This is a genomic window from Pseudanabaena mucicola FACHB-723 (assembly GCF_014696385.1).
Classification (GTDB): domain Bacteria; phylum Cyanobacteriota; class Cyanobacteriia; order Pseudanabaenales; family Pseudanabaenaceae; genus Pseudanabaena.
The window spans coordinates 38,872-53,498 of record NZ_JACJQB010000025.1 but is presented as its reverse complement, the minus strand read 5'-3'; the positions used below and the strand labels follow the sequence as shown (position 1 = coordinate 53,498).

The 14,627-nt window shown below is 43.3% G+C and carries 18 protein-coding genes and 1 pseudogene; 11 read left to right on the top strand and 8 right to left on the bottom strand.

Translation table 11 applies throughout. The features are described 5' to 3' along the window. On the top strand, positions 1-446 hold a 446-nt coding region (locus tag H6F41_RS12490; RefSeq protein WP_190401965.1), incomplete at its 5' end, for an IS630 family transposase. A gap of 2 nt (positions 447-448) precedes the next feature. Here the strand turns inward: H6F41_RS12490 and H6F41_RS12485 are convergent. Beyond that, positions 449-709 (bottom strand): annotated as a pseudogene (locus H6F41_RS12485) (arsenic resistance protein); the annotation flags it as partial. A gap of 82 nt (positions 710-791) precedes the next feature. Here H6F41_RS12485 and H6F41_RS12480 point away from each other — a divergent pair. After that, positions 792-1,118, top strand: a complete 327-nt coding sequence (locus tag H6F41_RS12480; protein WP_190403806.1) for an ArsR/SmtB family transcription factor — start codon at positions 792-794, stop codon at positions 1,116-1,118. A 29-nt stretch (positions 1,119-1,147) separates the two neighbouring features. Here H6F41_RS12480 and H6F41_RS12475 read toward each other — a convergent pair whose 3' ends face one another. Continuing rightward, a complete protein-coding gene (locus tag H6F41_RS12475) occupies positions 1,148-1,606 on the bottom strand; it encodes a DUF2214 family protein (RefSeq protein WP_190403805.1) in 459 nt (152 codons plus the stop codon). Between the two features lie 169 nt (positions 1,607-1,775). Here H6F41_RS12475 and H6F41_RS12470 point away from each other — a divergent pair, with 169 nt between their 5' ends. From H6F41_RS12470 to H6F41_RS12455, 4 genes are all read left to right on the top strand, one after another. After that, positions 1,776-2,990: a PDDEXK family nuclease gene (locus H6F41_RS12470; RefSeq protein WP_190403804.1), complete on the top strand. Its 1,215-nt coding sequence runs from the start codon at positions 1,776-1,778 to the stop codon at positions 2,988-2,990. 57 nt (positions 2,991-3,047) lie between these two features. Then, positions 3,048-3,473, top strand: coding sequence for a DUF2358 domain-containing protein (locus H6F41_RS12465; protein ID WP_190403803.1), 426 nt, complete (start codon positions 3,048-3,050; stop codon positions 3,471-3,473). Between the two features lie 58 nt (positions 3,474-3,531). Then, entirely contained in the window at positions 3,532-3,903 is a 372-nt protein-coding gene (locus H6F41_RS12460; protein ID WP_190403802.1) for a diacylglycerol kinase, read from the top strand. 162 nt (positions 3,904-4,065) lie between these two features. Beyond that, positions 4,066-4,869: a DUF1838 domain-containing protein gene (locus tag H6F41_RS12455; RefSeq protein ID WP_190403801.1), complete on the top strand. Its 804-nt coding sequence runs from the start codon at positions 4,066-4,068 to the stop codon at positions 4,867-4,869. Positions 4,870-4,993: 124 nt separating this feature from the next. Here H6F41_RS12455 and H6F41_RS12450 read toward each other — a convergent pair whose 3' ends face one another. Continuing rightward, the gene (locus H6F41_RS12450) at positions 4,994-5,905 is read right to left on the bottom strand and encodes a hypothetical protein (protein WP_190403800.1); all 912 of its coding nucleotides are present in this window, start codon (positions 5,903-5,905) and stop codon (positions 4,994-4,996) included. Between the two features lie 188 nt (positions 5,906-6,093). On the opposite strand from H6F41_RS12450, the gene H6F41_RS12445 reads away from it, so the two are divergent. From H6F41_RS12445 to menC, 3 genes are all read left to right on the top strand, one after another. Then, positions 6,094-6,795 (top strand): ATP-dependent Clp protease proteolytic subunit, encoded by a 702-nt coding sequence (locus H6F41_RS12445; RefSeq protein WP_190403799.1) that lies wholly within the window; start codon positions 6,094-6,096, stop codon positions 6,793-6,795. A 177-nt stretch (positions 6,796-6,972) separates the two neighbouring features. Next, positions 6,973-7,566 (top strand): ATP-dependent Clp protease proteolytic subunit, encoded by a 594-nt coding sequence (locus H6F41_RS12440; RefSeq protein WP_199288761.1) that lies wholly within the window; start codon positions 6,973-6,975, stop codon positions 7,564-7,566. Positions 7,567-7,827: 261 nt separating this feature from the next. Beyond that, entirely contained in the window at positions 7,828-8,844 is a 1,017-nt protein-coding gene (menC, locus tag H6F41_RS12435; RefSeq protein ID WP_190403798.1) for an o-succinylbenzoate synthase, read from the top strand. A 77-nt stretch (positions 8,845-8,921) separates the two neighbouring features. Here menC and H6F41_RS12430 read toward each other — a convergent pair whose 3' ends face one another. Then, positions 8,922-9,287, bottom strand: a complete 366-nt coding sequence (locus tag H6F41_RS12430) for a hypothetical protein (protein ID WP_190403797.1) — start codon at positions 9,285-9,287, stop codon at positions 8,922-8,924. Between the two features lie 229 nt (positions 9,288-9,516). Between H6F41_RS12430 and H6F41_RS12425 the strand changes: the two genes are divergently transcribed. Then, positions 9,517-10,407, top strand: coding sequence for an ABC transporter permease (locus tag H6F41_RS12425; RefSeq protein ID WP_190403796.1), 891 nt, complete (start codon positions 9,517-9,519; stop codon positions 10,405-10,407). Beyond that, positions 10,404-11,114: a hypothetical protein gene (locus tag H6F41_RS12420; RefSeq protein ID WP_190403795.1), complete on the top strand. Its 711-nt coding sequence runs from the start codon at positions 10,404-10,406 to the stop codon at positions 11,112-11,114. The genes H6F41_RS12425 and H6F41_RS12420 overlap by 4 nt, the downstream gene beginning before the upstream one ends. A gap of 25 nt (positions 11,115-11,139) precedes the next feature. Here H6F41_RS12420 and H6F41_RS12415 read toward each other — a convergent pair whose 3' ends face one another. The 4 genes from H6F41_RS12415 to H6F41_RS12400 are packed head-to-tail and all read right to left on the bottom strand — an operon-like array spanning position 11,140 to position 14,625. Continuing rightward, the gene (locus H6F41_RS12415) at positions 11,140-11,742 is read right to left on the bottom strand and encodes a type II secretion system protein (RefSeq protein WP_190403794.1); all 603 of its coding nucleotides are present in this window, start codon (positions 11,740-11,742) and stop codon (positions 11,140-11,142) included. 26 nt (positions 11,743-11,768) lie between these two features. Beyond that, entirely contained in the window at positions 11,769-12,365 is a 597-nt protein-coding gene (locus tag H6F41_RS12410) for a pilus assembly FimT family protein (protein WP_190403793.1), read from the bottom strand. Between the two features lie 25 nt (positions 12,366-12,390). Beyond that, positions 12,391-13,809, bottom strand: coding sequence for a prepilin-type N-terminal cleavage/methylation domain-containing protein (locus tag H6F41_RS12405; protein ID WP_190403792.1), 1,419 nt, complete (start codon positions 13,807-13,809; stop codon positions 12,391-12,393). Positions 13,810-13,839: 30 nt separating this feature from the next. Next, positions 13,840-14,625, bottom strand: a complete 786-nt coding sequence (locus H6F41_RS12400; protein ID WP_190403791.1) for a prepilin-type N-terminal cleavage/methylation domain-containing protein — start codon at positions 14,623-14,625, stop codon at positions 13,840-13,842. Between the last annotated feature and the right edge of the window lie 2 nt (positions 14,626-14,627).

Below are 14,627 nucleotides of genomic sequence, written 5' to 3'. Positions count from 1 at the left end.
TTCCCTATGCTTGGCAAGAGAAAGGGACGGGTTTAAGCTTACCCAGTCAACGCAGTAAGAGGTTAAATGTCGTGGGTTTGATGAATCGAAACAATGACTTATCTGCTTATGTTTTTGAACGCAGTATCACCAGTGCAGTCATTCTCGCTTGTATCGATGACTTTGCTCGTCAATCTACCAAGCCAACAGTGATTGTTATGGATAAAGCCTCTATTCATACCAGTCAACTGATTCAAGAGAAATTAGAGCAGTGGAAGAACCAGCAAGTTGAGATTTTCCAGTTACCCCCTTATAGTCCCCAGTTGAACTTGATTGAAATTTTGTGGCGTTTCATGAAGTATGAGTGGATTGAACTCAATGCATATGAATCTTGGGAAAGTTTAGTCTCTTATGTTGAAAAAGTTCTTCGAGACTTTGGTTCAACTTATGTAATTAATTTTGCTTAGCTACTTAGAGCCAGAATTTTGCCATTGCGGAAGACATCGCCTAACTCTTCGTAACGTACTTTCGCAAAGGGTGGATACATCATCAAAATTAAACCGATCGCAATCGCAATATTCGTAGTGCCAATTTGAAACTGATTGATTACCCGATCAACCGCAGGAAAAAGTACACCGATCGCCACACCTACCGCCATCGCCAAAAAAATCCACAGCGTCAAAAAGCGATCGAGTAGGGAGAGTTTCTTAATTGGCTGTACATGTGCCATGATTTACTCAATATCAGCTAATATCAATATTTATGATAATCGATATTTGCTATTTCAGCTTGATTCATGGCAGTATAAGTTTATGAATTCAAATCAATTGATCACCTGTTGTCCACCCTTGTTGGAAGGTCGTCTTACCTCCAGCGATGCGAGTTATTTAGCCAGTATTTTTCGCGTATTGGGGGAACCTGCGCGTTTACAAATCTTGAGCTTGATTGCAGCTCAGCCTAGTCAAGAAGTTTGTGCCTGTGAATTAGTGGAAACTCTGGGATTAGCGCAGCCTACCGTTAGTCACCATCTCAAAGTCCTCTATGAGGCAGGTTTACTCACCAAAGATCGGCGTGGCACTTGGATTTACTATCGCATTTTGCCTGAAAAGTTAGCGATGTTAAGGAATGCTCTTTCGTAAACAAAGGGGACGCTAAGCGTCCCCTTTGTTTATAAGCCTAATGTAATTCCTCTTGCCATCATGGAAGCAAGGAGAGGAATGAGACTAAATCCCACAAGCTCAACGTGAATGATTGTTTTTAAGGTTTTGACTTTTTCTGGACTGACCTCTGGGGGCTTTTCCGCACGAAGGTTTTTAATCCACATCAAGAATGAGACTGTGGGATATAGCGACAATAAGCCAACCACAATAAATAGGGATATTTTGATCCAAAAAACGGGCTGATGCGAATAGTAATCTGCGCCTTTTTCAAAATATAAATATCTTAAAATTCCTGTTACTAAGACCGTAATTCCTGCGATGCCATAAATAGTATCAGCAATGAGAATTCGCCAGCCATCACGATTGCTTAGGTCTTGTTTGAGAGTAAACAATTCAGTAGATAAAGCTGCAAAGATGAGACCTAAGCTCAAGTAATGTAAGTAAGCTGCGATCGCATTCGCCCACATAAGATTCTCCTATAATTTATTTTCAAGATTATCATTACAATTGAGCTTTATCATGATTTTTGATAGATAACAATGATAATCTATGATATTCGCGAAAATTTATAGGATTTTAACTTTATTTATAATATAATCTTCTAATTAACATCTTAAAATCTAATTGTTATTCAATATGGCTCCGCGTAGAAAATCTATAACGCCTAAGTATTTTGGTCATGGGGAGAACAAAATACCTAGAATTGCCTACACAGCTAATGCTCTAAGATTTCAATCAGAGGAAGATTTAGAAATATATGTTGAAAATCATCTTGATGAGCTTTTTCCTGATTTAGAGTTACTTCAACGTCAATTCAGGCTAAAAACTCAGCGTTATGATTTGCTGTGCCGTCATAAACAAACGCATCAAGCAGTTCTTCTTGAGTTGAAAAATGAAGAGGATCGGGGGATTGTCTGGCAGTTAGTAAGATATAGAAAATTAATTGTTACTCAGAGACCATTTGCAGATCAAATTAATTATGCACTTCCTATTGATTTAATTGCAATCGCACCTTCATTTCATGAAGATAGTCTCACTGATAAGGAGGCTTGCAAGTTTGAATTAAACATCACACTGCTGACTTTTAGTTTCACAGTTTCACAGAAGATTCTTCATCTATCAGGGCGCAATCATTACATTCCATATTCAATTGCTGGATTAGCTGATGAATTATCATACGAATCTGCTCCAAAATGGAGTGAAATGCGTGAAACAGCACCAAATTTAGCAGCTTTAACGCACAATATTTCTGACAAAAATAGAGACGATTTTTGGAATTTAAGAAAACTATTTTTAGCTCAACCTAAAGTTAAAGAAATAGTTAACTCTTTGGGTACTCGTGTTTTTTATGCAACAAGTGACAGGACAGGCAGTAAAAATCTGTCTGAGATTTGCATTTCAGATAAACAGATCTCTTTCTTCTTACATCTTCCAAGTAAACATACTGCGATGAGTCATTACTACACAACAGGTAATCCTGTAAAAACGAAGAGATTTGAAATCATTTTTTCTGAATCAGAAAATTTATTTAAACTTGGGAGTAAAGTTGAATATGTAGCATTGATTTCAACTCGTGGCATAAGTTTAAAAGAACGAGAAAACCTATCCGCAAGTTTTGAAAAAAACAGTTCAATTTATGGAAGAGATTGTATGCCTAAATGGTGTACTGGTAAAGGATACTTTGCACAGCTAAGTTTTGCTTACAATAACCGATCTGTTTTTGAAGCCCTTTATCCAGAATTAGTCTCCCAAAATTCTCAAGTTTGGTGGGAAGAGTTTCAGAATCAAGAAACTGATAAATTAAGTTGGTTTGTTGATCTTGCAATTCGAGCTTGGCGCTATCAAATTTAGATTTATCCTATTTTCATAAAGCTAAACTTACTTATTTTTTTTAAAGATGATCGCAAAATGACCACATCAAAGCCTAATATTCTCGACATCATTAAGGCGGACTATGCCAAATTCCCCGCCGCGCAAACCTATAGCATCTATAGCGAAGATGTCTATTTTAAAGATCCTGTCTATAACTTTCGGGGCATCAAGCAATATCAAAAGATGATTGGCTTCATCACCTTTTGGTTTAAAAATCTCAAACTAGAACTGCACGACATCACCCGCACCGACAACCTCGTCAAAGCTCGCTGGACAATGAGTTGGGACGCACCTTTACCTTGGAAACCTCGGATTAGTGTTACAGGTTGGAGTGATCTGACTGTAAATAAATTTGCAGATACTTGGGGCAATGGAGAAAGCGATCGCGAATTAATTATTTCCCATGTTGATTACTGGGAATGTAGCAAACTTGATGTGATTAAACAGCATTTCGTTTTTTAGCTATCACTTAGAGATTAAGATATGGTTGACTGTCCCTAGATCCCTTGTCTATGCATGTATGTCTAAACTGCCAAAATCTAAATATGATCCCATAAGGAAGTTAAAAATCATATTTTCAGGGCTTCATTTTGCAGTCTCTGATTTTAGTGTTGCTTATAAACTAGTCTTGTCAGTTCCTGTCTTTCTCTTGTCATTTATTCTTCAGCAATGGGTTGATTTCACCTTGATTTTGCTGGCGACAGGAATGATGTTAGTGGCAGAACTATTAAATAGTGCGATCGAAATTTTGTGTGATTTTGTGCAACCACGAAAAGATATGCAAATTGGTATTATCAAGGATATTGCCGCCGCTGCGGCTGGCATCAGCATCTTTGTGTGGGCTGCAACACTAATCCTTGAAGTGGGTCATCTCTGGCAGAAGATCATCTAATTACAACTAGCGAGACAATTTTTTATTGCCAAAGTAAAAAATTGACGTACAGACTAGAGCGATTTTCATAAATGGGGGTGCTTATATATTTTTTACTTTGCCTAAATTTTGTACACTGAAGCTAGCGATAAGTGATCAAAATCTAAAATAGCGAGAAAATCAATGTTTGCAGAAACGAGAGAATTTTCGGCTACACAATTTGTCAAAACCAGATGTGCCACCGACGGCACACCGACATTTTTGGGGTGGAGTGGCTACCTCTATTCATTTACACCAGATCAACCCAAACGGAAACTATTTCAAATCGTGGGTATGAATGTCGCAAGGTGTATTGATAAAGGCGATGGTGTATGGGACTTCGCCTCCCGTGAGGTGAACTTATACCTTGATCCTGAAACTGGCAAGATTCAACGCCATTGGCAAAACCCTTGGACTGGCGAGATGTTGCCCGTAATGCATGTTGCTAATAGCCCCATTCAAGGCACTTTTCGCCGCAATATTCCTGCCGAAGTCGATGGCGACACTGCCACCTTTGTTTTTGACCTCTTTGCTCACTATCCCAACCCCCTAGCTGATGATCCTAAATTTGCTGAATATTGCGATCGCGATCTCTACAATGCCGCAGAGCTATTTAAGCTATCAGTCCCCCTAGCCGATCTCGAAAGTCCTGATACCACCACTGTCTCCAAACTATCCCTATCTTGGCATCGAGTGGGGCCATGGTTACCTTGGATGAAAATGGGACAGCGTGAGGGCAATCTGATTTATAGTGCCTCTGGCAAGAAAGTGAAAGATTTTGATGCGCTGCCACACATTCTTAAAAAAGAAATCGAAACTCGCATACCTCTATTTAAAGATGCGCCTCCAGCCAAAGTTGAAGGTGAAGAAATGACATCTTGGCAATATTTCAAACAGCATTTTGAGGCATATCAACAAGGCGCAACTTTCCCAATTCCCACCGTTTAAATAAGAAGAGCTGTGCTAAGCACAGCCTCTCCTATGAAGAACCCAAAATAGAGTTGCGGCGCGAAGCGCCGCAACTCTATTTTGGGTTTTGGTCGGTTTTAACGTAACGGGCTGTAGCTAAATTTTAAGCCTCTGGTGCTGCCTCTGTTGCTGTGTCTGCAATCTGCGGCACAAGTTGCGATCGCTGTGATGCTGAGACTAGCCCTGATAAAAGATCCTTAGATTCCTGCTGTTTTTTAGCATTGGTCGAAACCCGACTCACAATAATCACCGAGTCACTATAGGGGACAGCCTCACAGGACTGAGCATAAACATCAATCCTCGGCATCGGCAAATCAGGCTGACTCGACAATAGCGCCGCCGCACCTGCCATATCATCCATATTCAGCAAGCGAATCAGTTCATCCTGAGACTCTGCGGGAGCGCTACCCACTAATTTCTTGTCGCCATACCATTCATTGCCTTCTTCATTAAACGGTTCACCTGCCGCCCCAAAAGGAATCGAAGCTGCCAAAAAGCCCACAATGCCCAACTCAATCAACCATAGCAAATAGGTAAAGGTTTCATTCAGCTTAATTTTACTGCTGCCGCGACTAATGCTTGTCCCTTCCTTCGCCGCCAATTTCAAGAAGCCAACAAAACCAGACGAGCCAGTTTCTTCCTTTAAAAAAGTCTCAATCCCTTCCTTTGCTTTTTGCTGATCCGTAATTTGATATTCAGTTGCCATGATCCGTTCAGTTTCATCCTGAAAATTCATGTACTGCCCATACATCAAAGCCCCATAGGCAACTACCCCCCCAAGAATACCGAGTCCTAGCGCCGTGACAGGATTGCGAATTTTGCCTTTTTTGACCGCAAATCCCAATACTGCACCCGTCGCAAACCCCATACCAATCGGAAACAACACAATAAAGTAAATAAACTTGCTGACGAATGCTGTGGCTCCGCCGATCGCTGCTCCTGACACTAGCGAAGATGCTGCCAGAATTGCCACACCCTGTGATGGCGCAATATTACTAGGCTGATAGGTTTTCATGACTGAAAGCTATAGTTTATATAGATTTAATTCTGTTATTTTGCCGTGATTTATGAATTGCAAATAATAAGAAATTTAATTGCGATCGCAGTAGACGGCTAACCACACCTCAATCTTGCCTAGAGCAACCATAGCAGTGGGATCGCTGTGATAAGCTAGCAGTGTTAGTGTCATTAACACGAATAAACATGGATCGACCTTCTCGCTCTGTTCCCCAAGCCGCACAAGCCGCCTATTCAGGGGATTCGTCATACGGACGCACACCGCCGCCTGACTTACCTTCGCTGCTACTAAAAGAGCGAATCATTTACTTTGGGTTGCCTCTTGTATCACCCGACGAATACAAACAGCAGCTTGGTGTCGATGTTACAGAATTGCTCATCGCCCAACTCCTCTATTTGCAATACGAAGATCCCGAAAAACCAATTTTTCTGTATATCAACTCCACGGGGACATCTTGGTATACAGGCGATGCGATCGGCTTTGAAACTGAAGCATTTGCCATTTGCGACACCCTCAACTACATCAAGCCCCCAGTGCATACCATCTGCCTTGGTCAAGCGATGGGAACAGCAGCGATGATTCTCTCTAGCGGCACTAAGGGCTTCCGTGCCAGTTTGCCCAACGCCACGATCGTACTTCACCAAGCTCGTCGTCAAACTAGAGGTCAAGCTTCCGATTTGCAGATTCAAGCCAAGGAAGTGCTAACTAACCGTGAAGCGATGCTGAGAATCCTGTCGCGCAACACAGGCAAGGCTCCTGAAGTGATTACCAAGGATATGGATCGCATGTTCTATATGACACCAGAACAAGCCAAAGAATACGGCATTATCGATCGCGTTCTTGAAAGTACAAAAGACTTGCCTAAAGCCATTCCTGCCCTTGTTTAGTTGTTAGCTGTTAGCTGTTAGCCATTAGCTGTTAGCTCAGTTGATTTCAAATTCCATAGCCAACATCAAGATCTAAAAGCTAAGAGCCAAAAGCTAAAAGCTAAAAGCTAAAAGCTAAAAGCTAAAAGCTAAAAGCTAAAAGCCCATTCCCAAGTACCAAATACTAATTCTAAAACTATGCCTATCGGTGTTCCTAGAGTTCCCTATCGCTATCCTGGTGACTCATATACGCAGTGGATTAGCATCTACGAGCGTCTGTCAATGGAGCGGATTATTTTTCTGAGCGGTGAAGTGTCGGACGGTATGGCAAACTCAATCATTGCCCGCCTGCTGTACTTCGATTCTGAAGATCAGAATAAAGATATTTACATGTATATCAACTCCCCTGGTGGTTCAGTATCAGCAGGTTTGGCGATATTCGATACGATGCAACATATCAAGTCTGAGGTAACCACAATTTGCGTCGGACTCGCTGCATCGATGGGTTCATACTTACTGATGGCTGGTACTAAGGGCAAGCGTTATGCCCTACCCAATGCCAGAATTATGATTCACCAGCCATCGGGTGGTACTCGTGGTCAAGCTTCAGATATTGAGATTGAAGCGAGAGAAATTATTCGGATTCGGCACAAGTTGAATGAAGAATATGCCAAGCGCACAGGGCAACCCCTAGAGAAAATCGAGCGGGATATGAATCGTGATTATTACATGTCTTCGCAAGAGGCTCTTGACTATGGTCTGATCGATCGCGTGCTTGAGTCAACTCCCTAGTTAAATAAAAAAGTTAAATAAAAAAGTGCCGCACTCTGCGCGGCACTTTTTTATTTAACTAGAGAAGATTTCAGTGCTGTATTTATTCAAAAACAATCGGCTCATCGAGGTCTTGACAGAAATTAAATATCTCAGAAGTGCTTTCACTGCCATCAGCAAAGGTAGCTTTGAGCCACTGTTCGCAGCCTTCATGCTAGTGAAATACAGACAAGGGTCTTAAGCCCCTTGTTCAGACAGCATAACTTATGGTGATTTTTACCTGTGAATTTAGCTATTCAGTCAGTTAGTTTTCAACCCTATCGATTATCCTTTCGCGAACCTTGGCAAACGGCGCGGGGTATTCTTTCCCATCGAGAAGGATTTGTGATTAAAATTTTCGATCGCAATCATCATATGAGCTTAGGCGAAGCTGCCCCTCTCGATGGCTTTGGGATGGAATCACTAGCGGAAACAGCAGAGGTTTTAAGCAAATTTCAAAAATCCCTAATTGATGTCGAAATCGGCAATGTACAGGATATCGAAGGCTTACTAAGAGATTGCGATCGCAATCCTGCGGCAAAGCATGGCGTTGAGTTAGCGCTCTTGAACTTACTAGCCCAAAGGCAAAATATTTCTCTTTCCCAATTACTTGTCAATCATTTTGGTGGCACAGTTCACCCAGACGTAGCAATCAATGCGGTGATTGGTGCAATTAGTCCGCAACTTGCCGCCGCCAAGGCTCAAGCATATATTAATCAAGGCTATCGGTGTCTCAAAATCAAGGTCGGCACTCAAGATTTTGTAGCTGATTTGCAGCGCGTAGCGGCAGTGCGCTCGCAAGTTGGTAATCAGATCCAAATTCGCATTGATGCCAATCAGGGCTGGGATGTGGAAACTGCGATCGCAAATTTACAAAAACTTGCCGCCCTCGACATCGAATATGTCGAGCAACCTGTAATTGCTTCAGATTTAGCAGGTCTGGCAAGGGTAAAACAATCGCAATCAATCCCTATTGCCGCCGATGAATCTGTGAATAATCTTGCCCAATTGCAACAGGTGATTAACACCCAAGCTGCTGATCTGGTCATCCTTAAACCCATGGCATTAGGAGGGATTTTGACTGCTCACCATGCTGCGACACTTGCCCTTAAGGCTGGCTTAGATATAGTCGTAACCACCACCATTGAAGGCGAAATCGCCAGACAAGCCGCCTTGAACTTCGCTGCATCACTCCCCATCCAACGCGCCTGTGGTTTAGCAACGGGTCATTTTTTGGCTACAGCCCAAAGCGCTGGATAAAAAACAGAGAAAGCCTTGAGAACTCTGCGAAGCAGAGTTCTCAAGGCTTTCTCTGTAATACATTACTAAGTAGCTACTTAATTACCTTTTGATGATGTATTTGTGTCTTGGAAAATCAGAATCGCATTGAGAGGATCACTACTAAAAGTTCCTGACTTATTCACCCTCTGCGGTGAAGCGTTGTAATTTCCGGGAATTACAGGCTGGATTTCCTCAGTATCAAGCTCAATGTTTTGAATTTGCAAACTGGCATCAGGTTGTACTTGGTTAGGCGCAAACTGATCCTGATTGGTCGGCGAGATTGGTTGTCCTTGGGCAGGGCGTAACTGATCTGCGTCCCCACGACGGGGCTGGATGGACTGCGCGAAGGCTGGGGCAATCGCACTAATAGCCATAATTGCCATCATCGCTACTGGAGCAATGTATTGATAATGTCTGTTCATAAATCCCTCGCATTAGCAGCTATCGATAGTTAACTGCACCCTATAAAAATTATAGGAGAAATTCACAGTGATTTACCGGTCTGGATTGTGAACCCCAAAATAGAGTTGCGGCGCGAAATACCGCGACTCTATTTTGGGGTTTGGATTTGTCCTAACGTAAATGGCTATGGCTATAATTTGGGACTTGGCAAATAGAATAGAGATAGAACTTTTTCGCTAACATACATCGATGACCCAAACCTCTCTCCCACCGCTATCTACCTCAGAGCCGCCGCAAATTATCCAACCCGCAGATCCTAGCCCTAATTTTTGGTCGGCGGACTTTCGCCAAGAAGTAACAGCCCTAACCACCCGCCTGTTTATCCAACTACGTCGCCGCCCCACCACATTAATCGCAGGTGTATTGCAGCCCCTAATGTGGTTACTACTGTTTGGGGCGCTATTTAGTGGTTTACCCAAAGGCTTAGTCGGCGATGACCAGACCTATGTGCAGTTTTTAGCAGCAGGAATAATTGTCTTTACCGCCTTCAGTAGCGCCCTCAATTCAGGACTGCCAATGCTATTTGATCGTGAATTTGGATTTCTCAATCGCATCCTTGTCGCCCCACTTGTATCCAGATTCTCGATCATCGCCGCCTCCGCCATTTTCATCATTGCCCTGAGTATGGTACAAACAGCAGCAATCGTCTCCGTCAGTGGACTGATGGGCGCAGGTTTACCGAGTGTGACAGGCTTAGCGGTGATGTCGCTGATCTTGACTCTGCTGATCGTTGACTTCACCATGTTGAGCTTAGGGCTAGCCTTTGCGATGCCCGGTCACCAAGAAATGCTTGCCTTTATTTTCCTAGTAAATTTGCCCCTGATGTTCTCTAGCACCGCCCTTGCCCCCCTTGCATTTATGCCCACTTGGTTACAATGGATCGCGAGCCTCAACCCACTCTCTTGGGCAATTGAGCCAATTCGCTATGTCTATAGCCACAGCACATGGGCATGGGATAGCGTCGTATTTACCGCGCCTTGGGGCAGCATGACCATTTTGACATCTGCGATCGCATTATTGAGCTTTGGTATATTCGTGGCTGTATTTATTCGGGGGACATTACGCCGAGGCGTAGCATGATTGCAGAAACAGGTGAAGTCCCTGCTTTGCCTAAGGCACAACCCTTTGCGGACAATTGGTCATATCTCAAAGCCGAGCTGGCATGGCTCGATCGCATATTAATGCGATCGCTATCGAAACAACGTCAAAGCAATCAAGAAATTGAACGGGTTGCCAGAAATGCAGCCGATCGGGCTACGAGTCATTGGTGGAAGGGGTTTATTGCCATCGATCCCGCCAAAGGTGGCAGTGTTGCCCCAAAAACACCGATTATCCATCCCCTCGGTCGTTATGGCGATCGCATTCAAGCTAGCCAAGAACAAAATATTCGGCTTGCCATTCCCACCCTTTGCAATCGCCTAGAATTAGGGCTTTTTGAGCGCGATCTGCTGGTTCTTTGCATCGCACCCGAAATCAGCCGCCGCTATGAAAAGCTCTATTCCTTCCTCAACAATGATGAAACCAATTGCCGACAGCCCACCGTTGATCTTGCCTTGCGCCTATTCTGTCGCTCCGATGCGGAATGGCGTAATGCTCGTAACTCTCTCTGCGCCACATCACCCTTAATTAAGCGCAAAATTATTCAACTTTATTTGCCCGCCAACAGTACGGCGCGATCGCAAATTTCTAAAGCCATGGTCATCAGTGAAAAAGCCGCTAATTATCTGCTCAGTGAGGACTTATCCATTGACACCGTGATTCCGCCACCTCGAACTCGAAAAAAGTAAATTTCCCCATCTTTTTCCTAAACGTTTAGTTACATGCCGAATTTTCGGCTAGTCGTAATGAGCCTAGTAATGTGGAGACAATTACACATTTTCTATTATTGCCAGAGCTGGTTCCAAAGGTAATTCTTCCTAACTCGCCTAAACCATTGGGATTACCTTGAGATTTAAACTGGATGCGGTATACATCTGGCTCAGGAATAGTTAGTTTTGTTAGAGTTGTTCTTGGCGGGGCTTCGGTATTTTCGACAATTCTGACCCCTTCATCAAAGTTTTGCCAAGGCAAGTTATTCCAATCGGCTGCATTCATGCTTGAAGGAGGTGCAGGATGTACAGCATATTGAGCAAACGTGGGGGTATTTCTAAAAGTTGCTTGCCATATATTTTGAGTGCGTTTAGCATTGCTTTGGGCTAGTCGTAAACTGCTAAAAGCTATACTCTGGGCTGAGTTAATCCTTTGATTATTGGCGAATGCTTGCCAAGATGGTGCAGCGATGGCTGCCAAGATGCCAATCATTGCCATGACAACTAAAACTTCGATCAGGGTAAAGCCAATCATTGCTCGCTGTAAATATCTGCGCCCAATAATGCCTTGACGATATAGACGATAGATCTTTTTACGCCCGATCATACTTCTCTATGATTTTTAGATTGTTTTTATGTTTTTCCACAAATACTCTGCTCTGATTCCACGGCTCCTGTGGTAACAGCACCAAGAATGGTCTGAATTTTAATCCACTTTTTGGCTTTTTTATTCGCAGTAGTATCGTTGGATAGATTAATACATATAGGAAGATTGCTTCCGTCAACTAAAAACCCCCGAGAATCAAATTCAATAGCAACAGGGCTAGGAAGTACATTTGCAGGAGGTGGTGGATCGGCGGGATTAGCAGTTATATTCCCTTTAGTCACTGAAGCAATTATTACTCCTGATTCTAGCCTCTGTTCTTGACCACTGTTAGCACGAACATTATCTAACTTGAATGTAGGATCTCCACTTGCAGGAAATGTAAAAGTAATTTTAGTCCTGCCCGTAGCATTATTTACCTTACGAACTTTTGCATCTGACTGAGCAACTTTAATGGCTTGAAAAATTTTAGTTTGAGAAGAATTAATCCGTTGATTATTGACAAAACCTAGCCAAGATGGGGCGGCGATCGCACTCAAGATACCAACAATAATCATCACCACTAGAACTTCAATAAGAGTGAAGCCTAAACTGTAACGATCGCGTTGTTTTCTATTTCTTTTCATTGCTTTTTACAATTACCCTATAAATTTATCTAGTCTTCAAGCCCACAGCGCTACGCCCAAAGGCTCGGACATCGGCAGTCGGGAAAAATGAAAGATTGTTGGTTGTTGGCTGACGAGCAGTGCGATCAACTGCTGGGGTTGCTAAACGAGCGATCGCATTTCCCCTCATAAATAGTCTCACCGTTACATTCTCAGGAGCGACACAGGCATAGAAGCTTGTTAACCTCGCAGGGTTACTAGTTGCGTCTGAAAAGTCGGCAGGTACTCGCTGAGTCACAGTGCCTGACGGATTAGTTGTCGTTGCAGGGTTAGTATTGCCAACGCCAACGGAGGGATCGTCACAATTGGGGTTAGTGCTTGGTAGTCCTGCAATCGACACATTTTTACCAATGGGGATTTTAATTGCTGAGTCAGTCGTAGCACTGCTTGCTGCGCTAGCAAGGTTATCGCCACCTTGGTTGACGTTGTAAGCAGTGTCATCCATAAAATCTACTAACGTTACAAATGGGTTGGTGCTAAAACTGAAGTCATCGTATTTTCTCCAACCTGCCGCTAGACTTGACAAAGTGCCAGCACTAGAGAAATCTGGACGGGCAAACCCTTTGTCAGGAGCGATGAAGTAAACATTGGAGTCAACTTGAGATGTAATAGGTAGCAGTGTGGAGTTAGCTCTCGTACTTAGCTTTGCTACCGCAGGACAGCCTGCTGGACTTACTGGCAAGCCTGTAGTCGATTTAGTAATTGCTCCTCCAGCAGCACAATAAGCCACGTAGCCATCTTTAAGCTCCCATCGCAAAATTCGGGCTGTATTGGACCAGACAGAACCACCCAAATTCGTATCATTTTTGAGGTAGTAAGCAACTAGGGAGTAAGTGTAAGTATCGCGCCCAAATTTAGTCTCTGAAGCTCGACAAGCTGTCAAAACTGAAGCGGGATTGCTATCTTCATAGGGCATACAGCCAATGTATTGTTTTGTGGTTGGTGCGGTTGGAGCCGTGTAATTTGCCTCAGCATTTGGATTGTAATTGTATCTTTTCCAAAAGACTAAAACTGGCGTACAAGTATTAGTAGTTGGGTTGCAATCACCACTTGGGTCAGTAGTTTGAGTGTGAGGTAACTGACTGTTAATGCTGGCGAGGGCATCAGCGCCATAGATATAGATTGCTTCTTGTAAGTCGTCAGAAATATAACTAATTGCAGCTTGCAATTCTTCTTGGGCGTTAGACTTTGCAGTTTCTTTGCGATCGCTATCTAACACACCGAGCAAAAAGCCCAGCAAAACAGAAACCAGTAAAGACGCAATCAAAGCCGCCACGAGTAACTCAATCAGCGTAAAACCAAAGGCTAATCGCTTATGGCGATTGCCCTTGATGTTTGATCTTTTGGGCGATCGCAAAATTGCCCTTTGCCAGAATTTAACTATTTTGCAGAATGGGCTTTTCATAATTGTTAGCGTGAATTATGGATTTCCAAATTAATTTGAGCCAATACCTTTGCTGACCTCATTGATATTAATCGAGCTTCCCACAGGGGGAATCTGCGATCGGATGGTTACAATTGGGCAGGTGATCGAACTAGTGCTAGAGAAAGCAGTTGCATTTGCCCCTGAGTTACAGCTCTCTTCAGTACCTGTTCTAATTGCACTAGCACTGGTCAGAGCGTCACTGCGATAAACTCTTACTGCCAACCAATACCCTTGCCCTCTTAACTCGCTTGGATCAGTCGGACCACTCCGCATTGGTTGAATGAATAAGTCCTGTGGATCATTTACAGAGAAACCATTAGCATTAACATCTACGCAAGTTCCCAGTACGGCGGCACTCCCCAAAACTGCTGTATTGACTTGGCTACAGGTAGAACTGGCCGCAAGGGTTGGAACGTTAGTGGGTGGGGCGATCGCCTCAAATGTGTACTGCCCTTGAGCATTGGGGGTATTTCTAATCAAATTGGTAGGAAATGCGACTGTGTCAATCACGCCGCCACGCACTGCATCCACATAGGATCTTGCGGCTTGAGTTGCCTGATCGATACGTCTGGCATTAATTCTTGCGGAGGTAGAGAGGGCTATCATCGGCGCGATCGCCACGATCAAAATGCTGACAACGGCTACCGCAATCAATGACTCTAACAATGAAAAGCCTGACTCTTGTGGTTTTAATCTACTACGATTTGCTAGGAATTGTAGATACAGAGCGATCGCCCCGTACCTAGTGCCGCCTATATAGAGATTATCTTGAGTTTCGATGTCTTGTTTTTTCATTG

What these genes read in the sequence shown, in the direction of transcription:
- H6F41_RS12480 (WP_190403806.1), top strand. Translation starts at nt 792, where the DNA reads ATGAATTCAAATCAATTGATCACCTGTTGTCCACCCTTGTTGGAAGGT.
- H6F41_RS12475 (WP_190403805.1), bottom strand. Translation starts at nt 1,606, where the DNA reads ATGTGGGCGAATGCGATCGCAGCTTACTTACATTACTTGAGCTTAGGT.
- H6F41_RS12470 (WP_190403804.1), top strand. Translation starts at nt 1,776, where the DNA reads ATGGCTCCGCGTAGAAAATCTATAACGCCTAAGTATTTTGGTCATGGG.
- H6F41_RS12465 (WP_190403803.1), top strand. Translation starts at nt 3,048, where the DNA reads ATGACCACATCAAAGCCTAATATTCTCGACATCATTAAGGCGGACTAT.
- H6F41_RS12460 (WP_190403802.1), top strand. Translation starts at nt 3,532, where the DNA reads ATGTCTAAACTGCCAAAATCTAAATATGATCCCATAAGGAAGTTAAAA.
- H6F41_RS12455 (WP_190403801.1), top strand. Translation starts at nt 4,066, where the DNA reads ATGTTTGCAGAAACGAGAGAATTTTCGGCTACACAATTTGTCAAAACC.
- H6F41_RS12450 (WP_190403800.1), bottom strand. Translation starts at nt 5,905, where the DNA reads ATGAAAACCTATCAGCCTAGTAATATTGCGCCATCACAGGGTGTGGCA.
- H6F41_RS12445 (WP_190403799.1), top strand. Translation starts at nt 6,094, where the DNA reads ATGGATCGACCTTCTCGCTCTGTTCCCCAAGCCGCACAAGCCGCCTAT.
- H6F41_RS12440 (WP_199288761.1), top strand. Translation starts at nt 6,973, where the DNA reads ATGCCTATCGGTGTTCCTAGAGTTCCCTATCGCTATCCTGGTGACTCA.
- H6F41_RS12430 (WP_190403797.1), bottom strand. Translation starts at nt 9,287, where the DNA reads ATGAACAGACATTATCAATACATTGCTCCAGTAGCGATGATGGCAATT.
- H6F41_RS12425 (WP_190403796.1), top strand. Translation starts at nt 9,517, where the DNA reads ATGACCCAAACCTCTCTCCCACCGCTATCTACCTCAGAGCCGCCGCAA.
- H6F41_RS12420 (WP_190403795.1), top strand. Translation starts at nt 10,404, where the DNA reads ATGATTGCAGAAACAGGTGAAGTCCCTGCTTTGCCTAAGGCACAACCC.
- H6F41_RS12415 (WP_190403794.1), bottom strand. Translation starts at nt 11,742, where the DNA reads ATGATCGGGCGTAAAAAGATCTATCGTCTATATCGTCAAGGCATTATT.
- H6F41_RS12410 (WP_190403793.1), bottom strand. Translation starts at nt 12,365, where the DNA reads ATGAAAAGAAATAGAAAACAACGCGATCGTTACAGTTTAGGCTTCACT.
- H6F41_RS12405 (WP_190403792.1), bottom strand. Translation starts at nt 13,809, where the DNA reads ATGAAAAGCCCATTCTGCAAAATAGTTAAATTCTGGCAAAGGGCAATT.
- H6F41_RS12400 (WP_190403791.1), bottom strand. Translation starts at nt 14,625, where the DNA reads ATGAAAAAACAAGACATCGAAACTCAAGATAATCTCTATATAGGCGGC.